This window comes from Actinomadura rubrisoli (assembly GCF_004349215.1).
Taxonomy (GTDB): domain Bacteria; phylum Actinomycetota; class Actinomycetes; order Streptosporangiales; family Streptosporangiaceae; genus Spirillospora; species Spirillospora rubrisoli.
Genome location: NZ_SMKU01000083.1, coordinates 1 through 20,644 on the forward strand (window position 1 = coordinate 1; position 20,644 = coordinate 20,644).

Consider the following 20,644-nt stretch of genomic DNA (forward strand, 5'->3'; position numbering starts at 1 on the left):
CCGAGCCCGAGGAACGACAGGCCCGCCAGCGCCAGCAGCGACTGCCCCAGGGTGACGGTGAAGCCCAGGATCAGCGGCTCGGCGATGTTGGGCAGCACGTACCGGGTGAGCCGCCGCGTCCGGCCGAGAACCCGGCTCTGGTCGCGCATGGCGTGGGCCGGGTCGCCTGCCACCACCCCTTGAGCCAGGAGGCCGCACCATGCCCAGCCTGACGTCCGCTCTGACCGTCGAAGGACTGACCGTCCGCTTCGGCGACCATGTCGCGGTGGACGACGTGAGCTTCACCGTCCCGCACGGCGGGGTCCTCGGCCTGGTCGGCGAGTCGGGGTCGGGCAAGTCCACCGTGGCCAAGGCGGTGGTGGGGCTCGTCGCCCCGGACCGCGGGCGGATCACCGGGGCGGCCCGCCGGCAGCTCGTCTTCCAGGACCCGTACGCCTCGCTCAACCCGCGGATGACCGTCGGCACGGCGCTCACCGAGGCCGCCAAGGTCGGCGGGGCCGAGCGGCGGGGCCGCCCTGCGGAGGTGCGGCGGCTGCTCGGCCTGGTCTCCCTCGACGCGGAGGTGGCCGGACGCTATCCGCGCGAGCTGTCGGGAGGCCAGCGCCAGCGGGTCGCCATCGCCCGGGCGCTGGCGGTCCACCCGGACGTGCTGATCGCCGACGAGATCACCTCGGCGCTGGACGTGTCGGTGCAGGGCGCGGTGCTCAACCTGGTGCGCGAGCTGCGCGCGGCGCTCGGCCTGTCGATGCTCTTCATCTCGCACAACCTGGCGGTCGTGCGGTATGTCAGCGACACCGTGGCGGTGATGCGGGCGGGCCGGATCGTCGAGCACGGGCCGGTGGACGCCGTGCTCGGCGACCCGTCCGAGGACTACACCCGGGAGCTTCTGGCGGCCGTGCCGCGGCTCTGACAGGCCCTTGACCAGCCATGTTGGGCCGCGACCGTCTCCGACTTGAGGAGGAGACCCATGTGGTCCCCGGTATGTTGTCCGTCGCCCAGGCCGAATCTAGCGTCATGGACATGAGCGTCCACCGTCCCCGGCTAGGGAGGATCCTCGACGATCTGGGTTCGACCCTGTTCGAGGCTGTCATCGGCCGCCCCGACCCGGCGCGCGAGGTCGGCGGCGTCATCATCTACGACCCGTACGACGACAACGCCACCTGGCACGACGCGGTGGTGCTGGGCGTCGGCGTGCACGGCCCGGAGGAGGTGGGCGAACTGCTCACCGAGGCGGCCGGCGAGCATGCCGCGGCGGTCGTCGTCCGGCTGCCCGGCGAGCTGGGCGAGCAGGTGCGGGCGGCGGCCGAGTCCACCGGTGTCCTGGTGCTCGGGCTCACCCCCGGGGCGTCCTGGGCGCAGGTCGCGGCGCTGCTGCGGGCCCTGCTGTCGGTGGACGACGTGGCCGCGCCCGGCCCGTTCGAGACCCTGGCCGGAATCCCGTCGGGCGACCTGTTCACCCTGGCCAACGCGATCGCCGCGCTGCTGGACGGCCCGGTCACCGTGGAGGACCGCAACACCCGCGTGCTGGCCTTCTCGCAGGGCCAGGACAAGGCGGACGCCGGCCGGGTGGCGACCGTGCTGGGCCGCCAGGTGCCGGTCGAGTACCGGCAGGCGCTGGACGACCTCGGCGCGTTCCGCAAGATCTACCGGAGCCCTGGACCGATCCATGTCTCGGTGCCGGGCCTGATGCCCCGGGTGGCCATGGCGGTGCGGGCGGGCGATGAGATCCTCGGCTCGATCTGGGTCGCGGTGCGCGAGCCGCTGTCGCCGGAGCGGGAGAGCGCGCTCCGCGACGCGGCCAAGCTCGTCGCGCTGCACCTGCTGCGGCGCCGCGCGGGCGCCGACGTCGAGCGGCGGCTGCGCACCGACCTGCTGGCGACCGTGCTCGAAGGGGGGTCCGGCGCGAGCGAGGCGGCGCTGCGGCTGGGCCTGACCACCCGGTCGACGTGCTGCGTGCTCGCGCTGGCGCTGACCGGCGACCCGCTGACGGCCGACCGGGTGGCCGAGGAGCACCGGATCGCCGACGCGCTGGCCCTGCACATGGCCGCGATGCATCCGCGCACCGCGACGGCCCTGCTCGGCGGGGTCGTCTACGCGATCCTGCCGAGCCGGCCGGGCCGCACCGACGCCGAGCGCAGCGCGGTCAGGGTCGCGGAGGGTTTCATCGCCCGTGTCGGCGAGCGGGTGCCCGCCGTGGTCGGCATCGGCCGGGCCGCCGTCGGCGCCGCCGAGCTGCCCCGCTCCCGGGCCGACGCCGACCGGGCGCTGCGCGCGCTTCGGCGAGGCCGGGTGGAGGGCCGGGTGGCGGCCTACGGCGAGGTCTACATGGAGTCGCTCTTCGCCGACCTGGCCGACCGGGTCAACGACGAAGAGATCCCAGCCCTGGACCCGATCGTGCGGCTGCGCGCCTACGACGCCAAGAACCGCACCCGGCTCACCGAGACGCTGTCGGCCTGGCTGGACGCGTTCGGCGACGTCAACACGGCCTCACTCGCCATCAACGTCCACCCCAACACCTTCCGCTACCGGATGCGCCGGCTCGCCGACGTCGGCGAACTCGACCTCACCGACCCGGAGACCAGGTTCCGGGTGATGTTCCAGCTCCGGCTGGGCCGCTGACGGCCACCGGACGCTTCGCCCGGCGCCCCTGGGGACGCCGGGCGAACGCGGGAGCGGCGCGCGGGCGCGCAGGCGCGCGGGCCGTGCGGTCAGCGCTTGGCGGTGCCACAGAAGGCGTCGTCGATGAACTTGAAGAGGGCGACCTGCTGGGGCTTGCTCGGCCTGCCGTCACCGGGTGTCAGCGTCAGCGCGACCTGCGTCCGGTTGTCCCTGGTCCCGGCCATGAACGCGATGCCACCGGGCACGGACCCGTTGTGCCCCCAAAGCTCGACCCCGCATCGGGAGGCCGTGGTGACCTCCAGGCCCAGGCCGTACCTCTTGTCCTCGTCGGTGGCCACCAGGGTCGTCATCTGGCGCATCTGGGCTGGTGGCAGCAGCCTGCCGCCCAGCAGCGCGGTGTTGAACCTGACGAGGTCGGCCGAGGTCGAGATCAGCTCGCCCGACGCGCCGGCGTAGGACTGGTTCCACTCGGTGACGTTGAACGGCGGGTATCCCGGAACCTTGGCGAACATCTGCGTGTGCGGGCCGCGGATGTAGGGCGAGGTGCCAGGGAAGTAGGTGTCCCTGAGCCCCAGCGGCCGCAGGATCCGGCGCTCGGCCTCGCGGGCGTAGGAACGGCCGGTGACCTTCTCGATGATCATCCCGGCGATCACGTAGTTGGTGTTGGAGTAGAAGTACTCGTCCTTGTCGAGGTAGCCGGCGTTGACGGCGACGGCCACCAGCTCACGCGGGGTGTAGGTGTGCCACCGGTGCACGTTCATCGTCTCTTCGATCGTGGGGTTCGGGTGGAGGAAGTGGTCGTGGCTCTTGAGCCTCGACGTGTGGTTGAGGAGCCTCCGGACGGTGAGGTCGTGCCTCCCGGGCAGAAGCCCGGGAAGGTACCGGTCGACGCGAGCGCCCAGATCGACGCGCCGCTCCGCCTGTAGCTGGAGCATGACGGTGGCGACGAGGGCCTTGGTGGTGCTGCCGACGCGGAAGCGGGCTCCGCGGGCCACCGGCTCGCCCGTGGCGGGGTCGGCGGCACCGGCCCGGCCCGACCAGGTCCGTTGCCCGTCGGTGACGCGGGCGGCCACGGCGCCCTCGGTGGCCACCATGTCCTGGAGGTCGCGCTGCAGGACCGCGGGATCCGGCCGACGATGAGGCGGGTCCGCCTGGGCGGTGGGGGCCAGCGCGACGGCGGCCGCGATGGCTGTCGCCGCGACGGTGAAGGAACGACGGAACACGGTTCTACCTCCTTGGACATTCCCCCGAGGTTCCAGGAATCCTCGCCCCGTCCCCCGCCTGGCGCTTCGGTCTGGCCCACGAAGCATCCGCCGCGGTTCAGTCCTCCAGGCCGAAGCCTTCATCGCAGGTCAGGGCCAGGATCTGGGGAACTTCGGGGGCAATCCGCAAGGAGGTACAGAACGTGCTCAAACACATCACCACCGCTACCGTGGCGGCGACTGCGGCCCTGGCGGCTCTGTCACCCGCGGTGCAGGCGGCGCCCAAGGAACGTCCGGGCCTGGACATCGCCGCGTACCAGCGTGACCTCAAGGCCATGCTCGACACCGACCGCGTGGGCGTCGCCGCGCACGTCTCGGACGGGCGGCTGCGTTGGGACGGCAAGGCGGGCGTCTCCGACAAGGACACCCAGGCGCCGGTCCAGGACCGTGCCCGGTTCCGCATCGGGAGCACCACCAAGACCTTCGTCGCCACCGTGCTGCTGCAACTGGCCGCCGAACGCCGGATCGACCTCGACGCCCCGATCGGCCGGTATGTGCCGGGCCTCGGCATCCGGTACAGCGACAAGATCACCACTCGGATGCTGCTCGGCCACCGCGCCGCCATCCCGGACTACAACCCGATCGTCAACAGGCCGCTGACCGAGGACCCCTACCACTGGCTGGCCGTCGACCGCTTCCGCACCTGGACCCCCAGGGAGCTCGTGGACGTCGTCAAGGGTCTCGACCGGCCCGAGCCGGGCGGCGCGGTGAGCTACTCGAACACCGGCTACATCGTCGCCGGAATGATCGTCAAGAAGGTCACCGGGCGGACCTACGCCGAGGAGATCCAGCGCCGGATCCTGCGTCCGCTCGGTCTCCGGAACACCTATCTCCCCGGGTCCTCGACGCGTATCCGCGGCCCGCACCCCAAGATGTACGCCGAAGGGGCCGACGCGTCGGAGGTCTACGACATCACCGCGACGAACCCGAGCATCGCCGGGGCGGCCGGGGAGATGATCTCCACGCCCGCCGATCTGGCCACCTTCAACCGGGCGCTGCTGAGCGGGAGGCTGCTGCGCGGGCCGCAGCTCCGCCAGATGAAGGCGATGTCGGAGTTCGTCCCCGGGCAGGAGTACGGCCTGGGCCTGCTCAGCAGGTCGCTCACTCGCTGCGGGGCCAAGATGTGGGGCCACGCCGGCACCTACTACGGTGCCGTCTCGGTGATGTTCGGCAGCGAAGACGGCAAACGGCAGCTCGCCTTCACGATCGCCACGGGCTACGTCAAGAACAGCCCGGCGCAGAACGAGGCGTTCAAGGCGCTGTTCGAGGACGTGTTCTGCGGCCCCGAGAAGTAGCAGTGGCAGAACACAGGTTCGCCCGGCGTCCCCAGGGGCGCCGGGCGAACCCGTCTCCAAGGCCGGCGCCCGGTCGGCCGCCACTTCGGCCCGGCTCAGGAAGCCGCACTTTCGTTGTGGACCACCACGCCCGGGCTCAGCCGACCTTCGGCGTGGCTCGCAGGCCCCGATGCAGGTAGGCCGACCCGTCCGGGAGCGTGTAGAAGGTGACCGACGACCAGTCCCGTACGCCGTCGGGCCGTAGGACGAACAGACCAGGCCGTACGGGATGCAGCTGGAACTCGACCGCGGGTCTGGCGATGAGCGCCGCGTCCGCGTTGACCGGTGCGGCGTGGAACATCAGGCCGTCGTCCTGGGGAGTGATCGTGATCCGCGCCGAGTCCCGCGCGTACACGCCGGTATAGGGGGCGAGGTCGAAGCCCGGCGGGTCCTCGGCGGGGCACGGCGGCTCCGGCATCAGCACCCCGGCGAGCTCGGCGAAGATCTCCTCGAACAGGTCGCGGTAGAGCGCGTCGGCGTCGCCGCCGTTGGTGAGCAGGCACACCGCGAGCCCGGCATCGGGCAGCACCCGCAGGAAGGACGACTGGCCCACCGTGCCCCCGTCGTGCCCGGCCACGAGCCGCCCGCCCCAGTCGAACAGCGCCCAGCCGAGCCCCCACGCGTCGCCGTGGGTGTGCGGGTCGGGCATTCGCACCTGCTCCTCCCGCATCTCCTCGAAGCCCTCCAGATGCAGGGCCGCGAAGACCAGCAGATCTTTGGCGGTGGAGCAGATCGTCCCGGCGGGCCCGGCCGAGCGCGGCAGGCCCCATCGAGGGGCGGCGTGCTCTCCGATATGGCCGATCGCCGCGCGGAAACGGAGCACGTCCTCGGGCAGCGCCGAGGTGTGGGTGAGACCGAGCGGCTCGTACAGGTGTTCCCGCATCGCCTCGTCCCACACCAGGCCGGTGACCTTCTCGATCATCCGCCCGGCCAGGCTGTACCCGGCGTTGCAGTAGGACATGGTCGCGCCAAGGGGGAAGGTCACCCGGGCGTCGGCGAGCAGCGCCACATAGCGCTCCAGGCAGTCGTCGCCGCGGCCGGTGTCGGTGAACAGGTCGCCGTCGATTCCGCCGGTGTGGCTGAGCAGATGCCGCGGCGTGATCGTCTGGGTGAGCTCCGCGTCGGCCAGCCGCAGCTCGGGCAGCACGGAGACGACGGGGGCGTCCAGGTCGAGCAGGCCCGCCTCGGCCAGGCAGAGCACCACCGTCGCCGTCCAGACCTTGGTGATGGACCCGATCTGCCACACGGTGTCGGTGGTGGCCTCGATCCGGGCGTCGGCGTTGGCCCAGCCGGTGGCCGCCTCGCTCACCAGGCCGTCGTACAGGATGCCCAGGGCGGCACCGGGAACACGGTGCCTGGCCGCGAGTTCGGTCAGCCGAACCGACCAGTGAGGTTGAGTCGTCATCGTCGGCACGCTAGAGGCTGCCTTCTCGCGAGGCGATGTCCGCCGGCACGAACTCGGCCGCGATGGTCTGTCCGGGCCACCCAGGAAGGCTGGAGGTTCGTCGGGCCTGACACCGATCTCCCGGACCGTTCGTCCGCTCGGACATCGCCGGGCGCCGCCCCTGCTCGTACCGTCGTGCCCATGCATGATCTGGTGTTCCAAGGCGGCCGGGTACTGGACCCCGAGACCGGACTCGATGAGATCGGGGACGTCGCGGTCACAGGCGGCGTCATCGCGGCGGTGTCGGCGCCACCGGCGGAGCCGCTCCCGGCGCGGCGTGTGATCGACATCGGCGGGCTGGCGCTCGCGCCGGGCTGGATCGACCTGCACAGCCATTCCCATACCGTGGCCGGGCACCGGCTTCAGACCCTCGACGGCGTCACCACCGCACTCGACCTGGAGGCGGGCGTGTCCCCCACCGGCGAGGCGTACGCGCTGGCGGCGGCCGAGGGACGTCCTCTCAACTTCGGCTTCTCCGCCTCATGGGGGCAGTCCCGGATGGCGGCGGTGGGCGGGTTCGCGCGCGGCGGCGGCCTGGAGGCCACGCTGCGCCACCTGGGCGACCCGCGCTGGCAGCAGGTGGCCACGCCGCGCCAGGTCGAGGAGCTGTGCCTGCTCCTCCGCCAGGACCTGGCGGAGGGCGCGCTCGGCATCGGGATCGTGGTGGGATACGCGCCGCTCATCGACCCCTCGGAGTATCTGGCGGTCGCGAGGCTCGCCGCCGAGGCCGGGGTGCCCACCTACACGCATGCCCGCGACCTGGTCGAGCACCGGCCCGACATCCCGATCGACGGCGGGGAGGAACTGGTCAGGGCCGCCGCCGAGACCGGGGCCCACATGCACTACTGCCACATCAACAGCACCAGCCAACGGCAGGTGGACCGGGTCATCGGCCTGGTGGAGAGCGCCCGCGCCGAGGGGGCCGCGGTGTCCACCGAGGCTTATCCCTACGGGGCGGGCATGACCGCCATCGGCTCCTCCTTCCTGGCGCCCGAGCGGCTGGCCGGGCAGGGCCTCGAACCCCGGTCACTGCTCTACGCGCCCACCGGCGAGCGGGTCGCGGGCGCCACCCGGTTGCGCGAACTCCGCGCCACCGACCCGGGCGGGCTGGTGACCGTCACCTTCCTGGACGAGAACGTCCCCGCCGACCAGGCCCTGCTCGACCGGGCGCTGCTCAGCGCCGACACCGTGATCGGGTCCGACGCCATGCCGCTGACCTGGACCGGCCGGGCACCCGACGGGCTGGCGTGGCCGCTCCCCCCGCACGCGGTCACCCACCCGCGCACCGCCGGGACCTTCTCCAAGGTGCTGCGCCGGTATGTGCGGGAGACCCGGGCGCTCACCCTGCTGGAGGCGGTGCGCCGGTGCAGCCTCCTCCCGGCGCGGGTGCTGGAGGGCTCGGTGCCCGCCATGCGGCGCAAGGGCCGGATCCAGCCCGGCTGCGACGCCGACCTCGTGGTGTTCGACCCGGTGACCGTCAGCGACCAGGCGACCTACACCGACAGCACCCGGCCGTCCACCGGCTACCGCCATGTGCTCGTCGGCGGCGAGCCGACCGTACGGGACGGCGAACTGATCCTCGAAGCGATGCCGGGCCGCGCGGTCCGGCGGAACGGAGCGAAATGACCGTGACGACCGTGCTGCGGGCGGCCAGGGTGCTCGACGTCCCGGCCGGGACGATGCTGACCGGGGTCGAGGTCAAGGTACGCGACGACATGATCGTCGAGGTCGGCCCCGATCTGACCGGCGACCTGGTGGTCGACCTCGGCGACCGGACGCTCCTGCCCGGCTTCTTCGACGTGCACCTGCACCTCACCGGGGTGCGGGCGCACGCCGAGGAGATCCGTGCCCCCGAGACCGACATCCTGGCGGTACGGGCCGCGCGCGACTGCGAGACCCTGCTGGCGGCCGGCTTCACCACGGTCCGCGACTGCGGCGGCGTGACCGCGCTGCACCTGCGGACCCTGATCGCCGAGGGCACGATCCGCGGCCCCCGGATCTTCGCCGCGGGCCCGGTGCTCTGCCAGACCGGGGGCCACGCCGACCAGCACCACCTCCCGCCGGCCGAGGCCCGGCGGTCGCGCGAGTCGCTGATCGTGGACGGCCCGTGGGCCTGCCGCGCCGCGGTGCGCGAGGCGGTCCGGATGGGCGCGGACTTCATCAAGATCTGCACGACCGGCGGAGTGAGCTCGGAACGGGACCATCCCAAGGACGCCCACTACACCGCCGAGGAGGTGGAGGCCATCGTGGACGAGGCGCACCGGCTCGGCCGCAAGGTCGCCTCCCACGCGCAGGGCAGGAACGGGGTGCTCACGGCGGTGCGGGCCGGGGTGGACTCGATCGAGCACGGCTACTTCCTCGACGAGGAGTGCGTCACCGAGATGGCCACGCGAGGCACCGTCTACGTGCCGACCTTCGACCTCAAGACCTTCTTCGAGCGCACAGTCACCACTGATCACGGACTGCCCGAATGGCGGGTCATCAAGCAACGGGAGGCGATGACCGCCATGCGCGAATCCCTCCTCCTCGCGCACCGCACCGGAATCCAGATCGCCACCGGGTCGGACTATTACGGGGTGCCGCTACGCGCCCACGGAAACAACGCCGACGAGCCCATCGCCATGGTCCGGGACGGCCTCCCGCCGATCGAGGCGCTGCGCGCCCTGACCGTGAACTCCGCGCGGCTGCTCGACCTTGACGACCTCACCGGCACCATCGCCGCGGGCAAGTGGGCCGACCTCGTGGCAGTGGACGGCGACCCGCTGACCGACATCGAGGCACTGCGCAGGGTCGCCTTCGTCATGCAGGCCGGCATCCCCATCCGCGAGCCCGCACGGGCCGCCTGAATTGCGCACTCCCCGCACGGCAATGGCCGAGAGGCTCCGCCGTACTCATATGACGAGCGCTATCGCACCCCTGACAACGGTCGCAACCAGAGCGACGACGGCCGAATGGGCGCATACGTCCGTGCTCACTCGTCCGACGAGGAACGCGCCGGAGAGCTGGTGTGCCGATGGAGAGCACCGTCCCGCTCCGCTTGGGCAGGGTGAAGCCGCAGTCACTCAACTGCGACCAGCCCGAGACCGTGGTGCGCGGACGGGCCCGCAAGCACGACGGCAACTGGCTCGTCACCCTGTTCCTCGCGAATGCCCAGCGGGGCGAGGCAGATCGTAGCGAGGCGTAGGTGTCCCAGACACGGATATCGGCGAGCGTGTCCCGTTCCCTCTGTGTGGGCGTGCTCTCCGCGCGATCACCTTGGCCTTCCTGGTTGAAACTCCACACCGCCGCGGCATCTCGAACAAGCCGTGACCTGCTGGGATGAGTTCCTCGACGACTGTCACCGCCTGACCTGCGCGTGGGTCATTCTTGCGCTGTGTAGCTGTGGAAGTGGCCGCGTCCCCACGCCGGACGCCCCGCTGTCGGAAAGGGTGCTGGGCCGGGCCGCTTTCGCCCGGTGCGCCTTGTGCGACGGCCGTCATCGGGGTGCCTGAGGAACGAGTCGCCTGGCAGGTGACCCTATTCGCCTTTCGGGTACGGCCAAAAATACGTGACCCGGGGATCACGGCGTCAAGCCCCCGTTTCCGTGCTGCTTTGTACTGGTGGTGGTCGAAAGCGCGACATTGATGCAGATCGCGACATATTCGATGCCGGGTGGGTGTTAGCGGGCTGGTGGTCCGGAAATGGCCATTGGCATCCTGCGGCCGGAGCGGCCGTGACGTCCTATAAGCCGGGGCTGCTCTGAAACCGTGCGGCCCGATGATGCGAGGGAGGAACGGGTCATGAGGAGAGCCGAAGTTCCAGGCGGCGTGAAGCGGTGGCGCGGGCCCCCAGTCGTCCCGGATGCGACGGGGCAGCCCCGTGACCGTGCGCTCCTGGATGAGCGCTGCACTACCGGGACACGGTGTTCGACGCGTCTGGAGTTCGTTGGCCGAATCGCCGGTGATGACGTCGGCTATGTCGGCGTGACCGGCGCCGAAGCCCGCGCCTGGGCGGCCCAGGCTACAGCCGACCAAAGCCCCCGACCTGCACCGTGACCGGTGCCACAGAGGGCCGCTCGACCCCGGGCACGTCCAGCCGAGCAGGGCCGCTGACCCAGCCGTCCGCGGGGGTGGTCGAGCCTGTGCAGCGGGCCGCAGTGAACACCTTGCCCGGCCAGGTCTGCCGCGTCGTCGGCTACCAAGACCGGCAGGGCGGGCGCACCACCTATGGCCACGCCGACGGCTTCGGCGGTGAAACCATCCGGGCCCGTGGACATTCTCGGCGCGGCCCGGAGCAATCGAGAGGCAGGTTCCGATGAATGCGTCAGGTTCTGTAAAGCCCATGGATCCTTCAGCGGGAGTGCGGCACCCTGCGGAACCCTGGCGGATCAAGAGCGTCGAGCCGATTCGTCCCACGAGTGCCGACGAACGTAGGGGTGCTCTGGCGGCGGCGGGCTACAACGTGGGTCTGCTGCCGGCGGAGTTGGTGTACATCGACCTGTACACCGACTCGGGGACCGGCGCGATGTCGGACCGGCAGTGGGCCGCGGTGATGCTCGGCGACGAATCGTATTCCGGCTCGCGGAGCTTCTACCGCCTTGAGGCGGCGGTGCGCGAGTACTACGGCTACGAGCACGTGATCCCTGCTCATCAGGGGCGCGCAGCGGAGAACATCCTCTCGCGTTGCCTCATACGGCCGGGCCATCACATTCCCGGGAACATGTACTTCACTACGACCAGGGAGCACCAGGAGCTCAACGGCGGGACCTTCCACGACATCATCGTGGACGAGGCCCATGACCCGGAGGCGGACCTGCCGTTCAAGGGAAACGTCGACCTCACCAAGCTGGAGCGGCTCATCGACAAGGTGGGGGCCGGGCAGATCCCGTACGTCTCCCTTGCCGCAACGGTGAACATGGCCGGGGGCCAGCCCATCAGCCTGGCCAACCTCGCGGAGGTCCGCGAGCTCACTCGCCGGCACGGGATTCCGGTCATCCTCGATGCGGCCCGCACGGTTGAGAACGCCTGGTTCATCAAGCAGCGCGAGCCCGGCTGGGCCGAGCGGACAGTGTCGGAGATCCTGCGGGAAACGTGCGCGCTGACCGATGGCGCCACGATGTCGGCGAAGAAGGACAGCTTCGCCAACATCGGCGGTTGGCTCGCCGTGCGCGATTCCCATCTCGCGGAACAGGCGCGCAACCTGGTCGTCGTCTACGAGGGACTACATACCTACGGCGGGATGGCCGGCCGTGATCTGGCGGCGGTGGCGCAGGGCATCGAGGAGTCGGTACGCGAGGACAGCATCCGCACTCGCGTCCAGCAGGTGGCCTATCTGGCGGAGCGGATCGCCGAAGCGGGCGTGCCGATCGTGCGCCCGGTGGGCGGGCACGCCGTGTTCCTGGACGCGGCCGCGTTCCTGCCGGGCGTGCCGCGCGAGCAGTTCCCCGCGCAGACGCTGACGTGCGCGCTCTACCTCGATGCCGGGATCCGGGCCACCGAACGGGGAGCGGTGTCGGCCGGGCGCGACCCGGTCACAGGCGAGAACCGGTATCCGCGCCTCGAACTGGTCCGGCTGACCATTCCGCGCCGTGCCTACACCCAGAGCCATATGGATTTCGTGGCCGACAGCGTCATCCGGCTGTATGCGCAGCGGGAGGACCTGCGCTCGGGGTTGGAATTCACCTACGAGCCCGAGACGCTGCGCTTCTTCCAGTCCCGGTTCCAGCCGCTGTCGGCGAGCTTGCGAACTGGCCCGCAGGACCCACCAGACGCCATTGGCCCAACTTGACCATCCCTTCCGTCGTCGACCGCAATGGCCGACAACTGCCTCAGGGAGTTCTCCATGCCCGAGCCGTGCACAGACACCACACCACTACTGCCCAACCCCCTCATGCAGCTCGCCACGGGGTTCTGGAGCTTCAAGACCTATGCGGGCGCCATCGACATCGGCCTGTTCGACCTCCTGGCCGGAGGACGGGAGCTGACCATGGAGGAGGTGTCGGCCGAGTTGGGCATCGCCCACCGCCCGGCTGACCTGCTCCTGGCCGGCTGTGCCTCGCTGGGGCTTCTGGAAAAGTCCGGTGCGCGGTATCGGAATTCGGCGCTGTCGGAGGAGTTCCTGGTCGCGGGGCGGCCGTACTACTTCGGCGAGTTCGTGCGTTACCTGGACCGCCGGGAGTATCCGGCGTGGCAGTTCATCGTCGAGGCGCTGCGAACGAACCGCCCGCGCACCTGGACCCCGGGCACACAGGAATCGCTCTTCGACACCGCGGACCCGGAGTCGCTGCAACTGTTCTGGGACTGCATGTACTCCATCTCAACCTTCACGGCGCGGGCGCTGGCCGGGGTCCACGACTTCACCCGGCACACGCGGCTACTCGATGTGGGAGGCGGCGCCGGCGCGTTCCCCATCGAACTGTGTCGTCGCTTCGGCCACTTGAGCGCGACGGTCTTCGAGTTGCCGCACGTGTGCGATCTGGCACGCCAGAAGATCAGCGAGGCGAAACTGGATGACACCGTCGACGCGGTCGCCGGCGACTTCATCCACGATGACGCACTGCCGGGCGGCTACGACGCCATCATCCTGAGCATGATCCTGCACGACTGGGACGAGGACACTGGACGGGCGTTGCTGCGCAAGTGCCGGGCCGCTCTTCCCTCAGGCGGCGCCGTGCTGATCTGCGAGCTCCTGCTCAACGACGAGCGCACCGGCCCGCCGGCCGCGGCGCTGATGGGGATGAACATGCTCGTGGAGACCGAAGGCGGCAAGAACTACTCGGCCGCCGAGTACCGCAACTGGTTGCTCGATGCGGGCTTCACCCGCGTCGAGGTCGTCCCGTTCGAAGCGGCCGGTGCAAACGGCGTGGTGGTCGGCCATGTCACCTGACCATTGTGAGCTGAACATGTCGGCTGAACAGGCACACGCAGATGACGACGCTGTTGTTGGGTCTGCAGTGCCCCAGGTCCGCGAACCTCTCCGGCTGAGAGGAGCCTGTCATGCGTGCGCGTGAGCGCCCAGCCCAATACGATCGTGCCAGGCACGGAGTCCACCTGCTCAGATCCGCCGAAGTCATCGCGGATCCGTCGGTGTACATCGACGCCATCGCCGAGCTCGGTCCGCTGTTCTTCGACGAGGTCGGTTCGGTCTGGGTGTGCTCCGGCTATGCCGAGGCGGTCGACATCCTGCGCGACCACCGCCGGTTCTCCTCTGTACGCGAGCACGACCAGGACGCCCTTCACGCGCGGGGCCTGGACGCCTCCGCCCGCCTGAGCGCCATGGTCCACGAGCAGATGCTCTTCATGGACCCGCCGCAGCACGGCGCCATCCGCTCCGCCCTCGCCAAGCAGTTCTCCGGCGCCGGCATGAAGCGCCGCGAGAACGAGCTGCGGCAGATCGCCCTGCGCGCTCTCCAGGATCTGCCTGCCGACGGCGTCTTCGACCTGGTCGCAGACTTCGCCGCGAAGCTGCCCTCCGCCCTGGTGGCAAACCTGCTCGGCATGCTGGGGCAGGAAGCCGAACTCGCCTCCTGGGCCGAAGCCTACGAGCGGCTGCTGGGGAGCCTGTCCGCGCTGCCGGCCGCCCCGGACCCGCAGGTGGACAAGGTCTTGACGGACGCCCTCTCGGTGCTGCAGGAGGCGGCGAGAGACCGTCTGCGCGCACCCGGCGAGGACTTGATCAGCTCCCTGACGGCCCCCCTCGCCGACAGGACGGCGTCCGAGGAGGAGCTCTTCTCGGTCGCCGCGAACTGCATCGTCCTGGTCGGCGGCGGCTACCAGACACTGACCCACCTCGTCACCTCGGCCTTGCTGCTCCTGCACGACGACCCGACCCTGCAGAATCAGGTGCGCGAGGAACCCGAGCTCATCGCCTCGGCCGTCACGGAGATCATGCGGATCAACGGGTCGAGCCAATACGTCGCCCGCAAGGCCACCACCGACGTGACCGTCCAGGGGACGCTGATCGCGGCCGGCGAGAGCGTCCTGGTCCACCTGGCCGCCGCCAACCTCGACCCCCGCACCTTCACCGCACCCCGGACCCTGGACCTGTCCCGGCGCGGCCCGAGGCACCTCGGATTCGGCACCGGACGCCACGCCTGCCCAGGCGCGGGCTACGCCGAACGCCTCGCGAGCTTGGCCATCGAGGGCTTCCTGCACAGGTACCCGACCTATGCACCGGAGCCGGGCCCGAACGCGCTCTCCTGGGGTCTGCACGGGAACACCCGCTGCCTCGAACACGCACGCATCCGTGTCAGTGCCGCAGCACCGGCCGAGGCCATCGCCGACCTACGAACGGATATCGGCGCCCGTCCCGACGCTGATGCCCGTCCCGACGCTGATGCATGCCCCAACGCTGATGCTCGTCCCGATGCTGACGCATGCCCCGACGCTGATGCTCGTCCTGATGCTGACGCATACCCCGACGCCAGCCAGCCTGTCCTGCCTGCGATCAGCACCACGCCCGTAGCCTCGCCCGAAGCTTGCTGGCATGAGGTCTTCGAGCGTCAAGCCCTGTTGACACCCCATGCGACAGCGGTAGAGGGGCCGCACGAGGCCATCACTTACCGTGAACTCGACCAGCGGGCCAACGCCCTGGCCCACCGGCTTCGCCACCAAGGCGCCCAACCGGGCGCGGTGGTGGCCGTGGTGATGGAGCGTCACGTCGAGTTCGTGCTATCCGTGCTGGCCGCCGCCAAGGCCGGCGCCGCGTTCCTGCTCGTGGATGTGACCTGCCCCCGCGAGCGCCTGCGGACCATGCTCACCGAAGCGCAGGCGTGCCTCGTCGTGTCCGACGAGACCCTGCCCGCCTCGACGTTCCCTACTCAGGTAGTGAGTGTCGGTGCGGCAGCTTCCAGTCCGAACGCCCCGCTGACCGGGGCCACACCCGGCGACACCGCGTACGTCGTCTTCACCAGCGGCACCACGGGCACCCCGAAGGGCATCGCGATCAGCCATGAGGCGACGGTCAACCTCCACCTGGCCCAGCGCCGGATCTTCGGCCTCGGACCGGGAGATCGGGTGCTGCAGTTCCTGTCCCCGAACTTCGACGGCTGCGTCGCCGACCTCACCCTCGCACTCCTGTCGGGCGCCACCCTGGTCGTCGCGCCGGCCGACCACCTCACCGTCGGGCCGCCACTGGCCCGCTCGCTGGCAGATCAGAAGATCACCACCGTGATCCTCACGCCGTCCGTCTGGATGGCGCTCCCAGACCGTCCCCTGCCCGATCTGCGCATCGCCGCAGCCGCGGGCGAGCGGCTGCCGGCGGCATGGGCGCGCCGCTGTGCGGCCCCAGGACGGCGCCTGCTCAACCTCTACGGCCCGGCCGAGACCGCCGTCCTGGCCACCTGGCACGAATGCTCCCCGGACGAAGACCGGCCGCCCATCGGCCGACCGGTCGCCAACAAGTCGGCGTACCTCCTGGACGACGCCCAACGCCGCGTCCCGCCCGGTCAGGAGGGGGAACTGTGGATCGGAGGCGTCGGGATCGGGCGCTACCTGAACCAGCCGGACCTGATGGAAGAAGACTTCATCCGCGACCCGCACCCCACCACCGACCGGGCGAGACTGCTCTATCGCACCGGGGACATCTGCCGCAGACGTCCGGACGGAGAACTCGACTACATCGGCCGGCGGGACCGCCAGGTCAAGATCCGCGGCCAACGGGTCGAACTCGACGAAGTCGAGCGCGCCCTGGAGTCCGCCCCCGGCGTCGCCGCCTGCCAAGTGCGCGAGCGCGACAGCGCCATCGAAGCCCTGATCGTCGCGACCGGCCCGCAGTTCGACGAGGAACCGATCCGCACCCACCTGGCCACCCGCCTGCACAGCGCGATGCAGCCCGCCACGCTCACCGCCGTCTCCGAACTCCCGCACACCATCAACGGCAAAGCCGACTACGGAGGCTCACCTACCACCCCACCGTCCCCGCGCGACCGCGGGCCCGCAACCGACCCCGACCCCGACGCGCGTCGCAGGCAGCACTCCCGCATGACTTGGAAGATTGCCCAGCACTTCTCCCAAACCCTGGACATCCCACCTCGCCAGGTCCAAGCGGACTCCGACTTCTTCACCGTAGGCGGCGACTCCATCACCCTGGCCGCCGTCCTCGCCCGCCTGGAATCGCTCACCGGCACACCTGTGGACACCGCCGCGCTCATCGCCGCCCCTACCCCCGAGGAGATCGCCTCCATGCTCCTGTCGACAGGAACGCCCGCATGAGCCGTCCGGTGCTGCGCACGAGAAGGGGCACGGGGTCGCAGACAGTCGTCTTCGTCCACGGCACCATGGACCACAGCGCAAGCTTCCAGCGGGTCGCAGCCCACCTGCCCGACTGGACCGTGGCCGGCTATGACCGGCGCGGCTGGGGCGCCTCCCGCGCGCTCGCCGGACCGCAGACCAAACTCGCCGACCACGTCGCCGACCTGATCGCCGTGGCGGCCCGCCTGCCCAGACCCGTCGTGGCAGGACACAGCTACGGCGCTCTGGTGGCGCTGGCCGCAGCAGCCCAACATCCCGACCTGATCACGGCGGTCGTCGCCTTTGAACCGCCCGTGCCCTGGCTTCCTTGGTGGCCCAGCACCGCCCCCTGGGAGCAACTAGTCGAAGAGGTATCGCCTCAAGGCCCCGCTGCGGCGGCCAGAGCCCTCCGACAAGCGGTCCTCGGCCGTCCCACCACCGGGCTGACGGACGAGGAAATGGAAGCGGACGGCACGGCCCTGATCCACGAGATGACCGACCCCACGCTGAGCCAGCCTTGCTTCGACCCGACCGCGATGAAGACTCCGGTACTCACCATCTCCGGGAGCCGTTCACTGGCACACCATCAGCAGACGGCACTCCACCTCGCCGACCTGGTCCCCGCCGGTCGCCACGAATCCATTGACGGCGCCGACCACATCGCGCACCTCACCCATCCAGAACGGTTCGCCGCAGTCGTCGACCAGGCGGCGGACCTCGCGAACACCGACTGACGAACCGTCCATTCGAGCAAGGGCTTTAGCGGACCGGACGCCACGCATCCAATAGGAGGACTCTCGTGCTGCCGAGCAACCTGGAAAAGGTCGTGTTCGGTGTGATCTCAACACCCGTCCTGCACCTGGCCGACCGCCACCAGGTGTTCTCCTACCTGGCAGCGAACGGGCCGACCTCCACACAGCGCATCGCACAAGACCTGCACATCGACGAGGACACCCTGGAGCGAATGCTGCTGGTCCTGACCTCCCACGAGATCCTCCAGCGCACACCCGCGGGACAGTACAGCCTCCCAGCGGGCATGCAGCCGTTCCTCGACCCCGATGACGAGCACTACATCGGCGGATTCATCGCCCACCTCGTCCAAGAGACCTCCGCCAGGATGCCGATCCTGGACTCCTACCTCCAACACGGCAAAGACTCAGTAGACGGCCCCGACCCCCGACCGTTCACGTCCCTCTACCGAGACGACCAAGCCACCCGCCGGTTCCTGAACGCCATGTGGGACCTCAGCTCCGGCCCCTCCAGAGAGCTAGTGACTCTCGCCGGAATGGCCGACACCACCCACCTGGTGGACGTCGGCGGTGCCAGCGGGCCGTTCGCCGTCGCCGCGCTGCAACACTCACCCACCCTCAAGGCCACGGTATTCGACCTCCCCGAGGTCGAGCCCTACCTCAACGAAACCCGGGCCGCACACGGCCTCGGCAACCGACTCGCCTTCGTCCCAGGCGACTTCTTCACCGACGAACTCCCCGAAGGCGACTGCATCGCCTTCGGCTACATCCTCTCCGACTGGCCCGACCCGATTTGCGCCCAACTCCTCCAAAAGGCGCACCACGCATGCCGCAAGAACGGACGAGTACTTGTCATGGACCGGCTCTTCAACGACTCCCGACAAGGCCCCCTCGCAACCTCGGCAATGAACCTGACAATGCACCTGGAAACCCAAGGACGACACCGCACAGCAGGCGAATACACCGCCCTCCTCAACGAAGCCGGCTTCCCCCGATGCGAAACACACAGGTCGAGCGGCGACAAGCACGTGGTCGTCGGCTACAAGAACTGATAAGAACCGCCCGGACATCCAGACTGGAAAGAACTGAGCTTTAGCCAGGACTGTCCACAAGTGAAGTCGAACTGCCTGATCAGATGGCTGAAAGTGCCACTCACAGCCGCAAAGGTCCCAACATCGGCGTCGAGGCCACGCTCGACCAACCACTTCACCTTGAACTGCAGCCACTCCCGCTTGGCCGCCGAATCCACCACTCCTAGCTGATCGCCCTCCCGCTTCGCACCAGTAGAAGCCAACTCCGTCCACCGCGACCGCACACTCAACCCAGTGACTGCCAGGCGACGCCTGCTTCACTTAGGGTGGTCGCATTCATCCGAACCGTCATTCGGCCGCCACGGCTGGACGCGCTGGCCGGGGCCCTGCAAGACCGGGAAGGCGCGGGTGGAGTGACTATTCGAGCGGCTGGAGAAGGGGCCGCGGAGCGGGAGCGGCTGGACTCGCTGCGGGCCCCGGTGAAGCAGGCCGAGGAGCGGCCGGCCCGCCTGACGATCACGCGAGGGACGGCGCCGGCCCTGCGGCCGGAGGGGCCGATGGAGTGTTCACGAGTGCTTCTGGGCTGCGGTGACGTGGAAGGTTGAAGATCGCTTCCCGGTATCGAGATGATCGTTTTCCGAGGTTGACCTTCCTCATGGGGTGGCCAAGGATTGTCGGAGAACTTGTGGCGGTTTGGCCGGACGTCTATCGCTGGATTCGGCGCCGCTTTGCTGTCGGGGACTGGGTGAGGTTGACCGGCGTCAATGAGCAGGTTACGGGGCGAGAAGGAGACCACAGTGAACCCTTTTCATCTTCGGGTGACCTCGTAGTTCTGTAGGACGGTGATGGCCTTGACGAGGTGGCCGGCCTTGCTGGGGGCTGCACCGGAGCTTGCGGAGCAGTTTCCATGACTTCAGCTGGGCGTTCGCGCGCTCACCGGGTGCGCGGAGCCTGGCGTGTGAGCGGTTCGCCTGCTTCTGCGACACGGGCTTGTTGCGCCCCTTGTACGGGACGATGAAGACCGCGGCCTCGGCGCCCTGATAGCCCTTGTCGGCCAGCGTGAGGATCCCGGCCTTGTCCAGCTCGCGCAGTGTCCCCCACACGCGGGCGGCGGTCAGGTCATGGGTGCGGCCGGGCAGCGCCCCCGATGTCCACAGGATCGTGCCGTCGGGGCCGGCGACGACCTGCACGTTCATCCCATGGCAGCGGTGCTTGGCCGAGTAGTACGGTCGGTCGGCCCGCACCCGGTCGCACGCGATCAGGGTGCCGTCCAGCACCAGTAGGTGCAGCTCGTCCTTGTTCGCCTTCCGCAACGCCGCCGTCAGGTTCGGCGACCGCGCCGACAGCAGCGTCACCGTCTCCTGGACGTACCGCCAAGCCGTGCTCGTCGACACCTGGAAACCCGCGCCGGGCTCGGTGAACGTCTCGCCCTTACGCAGGTCGACCAGAACCAGCAGGGCCTGCTGCCCGGGGTTCAGCAGCCGCCAGGGTGCTCTGATCGCCTTTCGGCGCCGCCGGATCAGGCCGGCCAGGTAGTTCAGCGTTGAACGCGACAAATCGACGGCGGCGCGATAGAACAGCATGCAGAGCCCCTGGTTCGGACGCGGTGGTTGTGGTGATCAACCCGCCTACCAGGGGTTTCTTTACGTCACCGGCCAAACGCCCGCATCGCGGTCATGCTGTGATCAGCACCCGCCCAGGCGGATGAAAATGGGTCAATCATCACCCTCGGCCAAGCCATCCAAACCCTAGCAACACACGCCAATAGCCATACCGAAGAAGTACGCCTCATCATCCGGCGAGCCTCAAATAGCGTCGAAGTTAATCAGCCTTCACTCACCGCGGCCGACTTCCCAGCTCCCATCACCACATGCCTAGAAGACCCACAACCATCGACCCGGCAACCGAACTCTCACTCGCCAACGCCGTCGGCCAGAACCCGGACCGGTGCCGTCAGCCGTTGATTGGCAGTCTTCGAGAGCCGAATGAACCGCCCT

At 69.6% G+C, this 20,644-nt stretch carries 13 protein-coding genes and 1 pseudogene; 11 read left to right on the plus strand and 3 right to left on the minus strand.

Going from position 1 to position 20,644, the window contains the following annotated elements; translation table 11 throughout:
- Positions 1-199 precede the first annotated feature (199 nt).
- Positions 200-910, plus strand: a complete 711-nt coding sequence (locus E1298_RS17735; protein WP_207944689.1) for an ABC transporter ATP-binding protein — start codon at positions 200-202, stop codon at positions 908-910.
- Between the two features lie 110 nt (positions 911-1,020).
- A complete protein-coding gene (locus E1298_RS17740; protein WP_243725637.1) occupies positions 1,021-2,619 on the plus strand; it encodes a PucR family transcriptional regulator in 1,599 nt (532 codons plus the stop codon).
- 89 nt (positions 2,620-2,708) lie between these two features.
- Here the strand turns inward: E1298_RS17740 and E1298_RS17745 are convergent, their stop codons facing one another.
- A complete protein-coding gene (locus tag E1298_RS17745; RefSeq protein ID WP_165975512.1) occupies positions 2,709-3,842 on the minus strand; it encodes a serine hydrolase domain-containing protein in 1,134 nt (377 codons plus the stop codon).
- 182 nt (positions 3,843-4,024) lie between these two features.
- On the opposite strand from E1298_RS17745, the gene E1298_RS17750 reads away from it, so the two are divergent.
- Positions 4,025-5,176 (plus strand): serine hydrolase domain-containing protein, encoded by a 1,152-nt coding sequence (locus E1298_RS17750; protein ID WP_131894586.1) that lies wholly within the window; start codon positions 4,025-4,027, stop codon positions 5,174-5,176.
- A gap of 136 nt (positions 5,177-5,312) precedes the next feature.
- On the opposite strand, the gene E1298_RS17755 is transcribed toward E1298_RS17750, so the two are convergent.
- Positions 5,313-6,620 (minus strand): serine hydrolase domain-containing protein, encoded by a 1,308-nt coding sequence (locus E1298_RS17755; protein ID WP_207944690.1) that lies wholly within the window; start codon positions 6,618-6,620, stop codon positions 5,313-5,315.
- Positions 6,621-6,800: 180 nt separating this feature from the next.
- Here E1298_RS17755 and E1298_RS17760 point away from each other — a divergent pair, with 180 nt between their 5' ends.
- From E1298_RS17760 to E1298_RS17795, 8 genes are all read left to right on the plus strand, one after another.
- Positions 6,801-8,285 carry an amidohydrolase family protein gene (locus tag E1298_RS17760; protein WP_131894590.1) on the plus strand — a complete coding sequence of 495 codons (1,485 nt, stop codon included), beginning with the start codon at positions 6,801-6,803 and terminating at the stop codon, positions 8,283-8,285.
- A complete protein-coding gene (locus tag E1298_RS17765) occupies positions 8,282-9,505 on the plus strand; it encodes a metal-dependent hydrolase family protein (RefSeq protein ID WP_131894592.1) in 1,224 nt (407 codons plus the stop codon). The genes E1298_RS17760 and E1298_RS17765 overlap by 4 nt, the downstream gene beginning before the upstream one ends.
- A 167-nt stretch (positions 9,506-9,672) precedes the next feature.
- The gene (locus tag E1298_RS48160) at positions 9,673-9,843 is read left to right on the plus strand and encodes a hypothetical protein (protein WP_165975513.1); all 171 of its coding nucleotides are present in this window, start codon (positions 9,673-9,675) and stop codon (positions 9,841-9,843) included.
- A gap of 1,136 nt (positions 9,844-10,979) precedes the next feature.
- Positions 10,980-12,425: a tryptophanase gene (locus E1298_RS17775; protein WP_131894594.1), complete on the plus strand. Its 1,446-nt coding sequence runs from the start codon at positions 10,980-10,982 to the stop codon at positions 12,423-12,425.
- Between the two features lie 102 nt (positions 12,426-12,527).
- Positions 12,528-13,523, plus strand: a complete 996-nt coding sequence (locus E1298_RS17780; protein ID WP_131894596.1) for a methyltransferase — start codon at positions 12,528-12,530, stop codon at positions 13,521-13,523.
- A 110-nt stretch (positions 13,524-13,633) separates the two neighbouring features.
- Positions 13,634-16,849, plus strand: a complete 3,216-nt coding sequence (locus tag E1298_RS17785; protein WP_131894598.1) for an amino acid adenylation domain-containing protein — start codon at positions 13,634-13,636, stop codon at positions 16,847-16,849.
- Positions 16,846-17,601, plus strand: a complete 756-nt coding sequence (locus tag E1298_RS17790) for an alpha/beta fold hydrolase (RefSeq protein WP_131894600.1) — start codon at positions 16,846-16,848, stop codon at positions 17,599-17,601. Before E1298_RS17785 ends, E1298_RS17790 begins: the two co-directional genes overlap by 4 nt.
- Before the next feature lie 65 nt (positions 17,602-17,666).
- On the plus strand, positions 17,667-18,668 hold the full coding sequence (locus tag E1298_RS17795) for a methyltransferase (protein ID WP_131894602.1): 1,002 nt from the start codon (positions 17,667-17,669) through the stop codon (positions 18,666-18,668).
- Between the two features lie 787 nt (positions 18,669-19,455).
- On the opposite strand, the pseudogene E1298_RS17800 reads toward E1298_RS17795, so the two are convergent.
- Positions 19,456-20,230, minus strand: a pseudogene (locus E1298_RS17800) (transposase family protein).
- Positions 20,231-20,644 lie beyond the last annotated feature (414 nt).

Bases quoted from the DNA above. Each gene is read 5' to 3' on its own strand.
- E1298_RS17735 (WP_207944689.1), top strand. From the start codon at position 200: ATGCCCAGCCTGACGTCCGCTCTGACCGTCGAAGGACTGACCGTCCGC.
- E1298_RS17740 (WP_243725637.1), top strand. From the start codon at position 1,021: ATGAGCGTCCACCGTCCCCGGCTAGGGAGGATCCTCGACGATCTGGGT.
- E1298_RS17755 (WP_207944690.1), bottom strand. From the start codon at position 6,620: ATGACGACTCAACCTCACTGGTCGGTTCGGCTGACCGAACTCGCGGCC.
- E1298_RS17760 (WP_131894590.1), top strand. From the start codon at position 6,801: ATGCATGATCTGGTGTTCCAAGGCGGCCGGGTACTGGACCCCGAGACC.
- E1298_RS17765 (WP_131894592.1), top strand. From the start codon at position 8,282: ATGACCGTGACGACCGTGCTGCGGGCGGCCAGGGTGCTCGACGTCCCG.
- E1298_RS48160 (WP_165975513.1), top strand. From the start codon at position 9,673: ATGGAGAGCACCGTCCCGCTCCGCTTGGGCAGGGTGAAGCCGCAGTCA.
- E1298_RS17775 (WP_131894594.1), top strand. From the start codon at position 10,980: ATGGATCCTTCAGCGGGAGTGCGGCACCCTGCGGAACCCTGGCGGATC.
- E1298_RS17780 (WP_131894596.1), top strand. From the start codon at position 12,528: ATGCAGCTCGCCACGGGGTTCTGGAGCTTCAAGACCTATGCGGGCGCC.
- E1298_RS17785 (WP_131894598.1), top strand. From the start codon at position 13,634: ATGCGTGCGCGTGAGCGCCCAGCCCAATACGATCGTGCCAGGCACGGA.
- E1298_RS17790 (WP_131894600.1), top strand. From the start codon at position 16,846: ATGAGCCGTCCGGTGCTGCGCACGAGAAGGGGCACGGGGTCGCAGACA.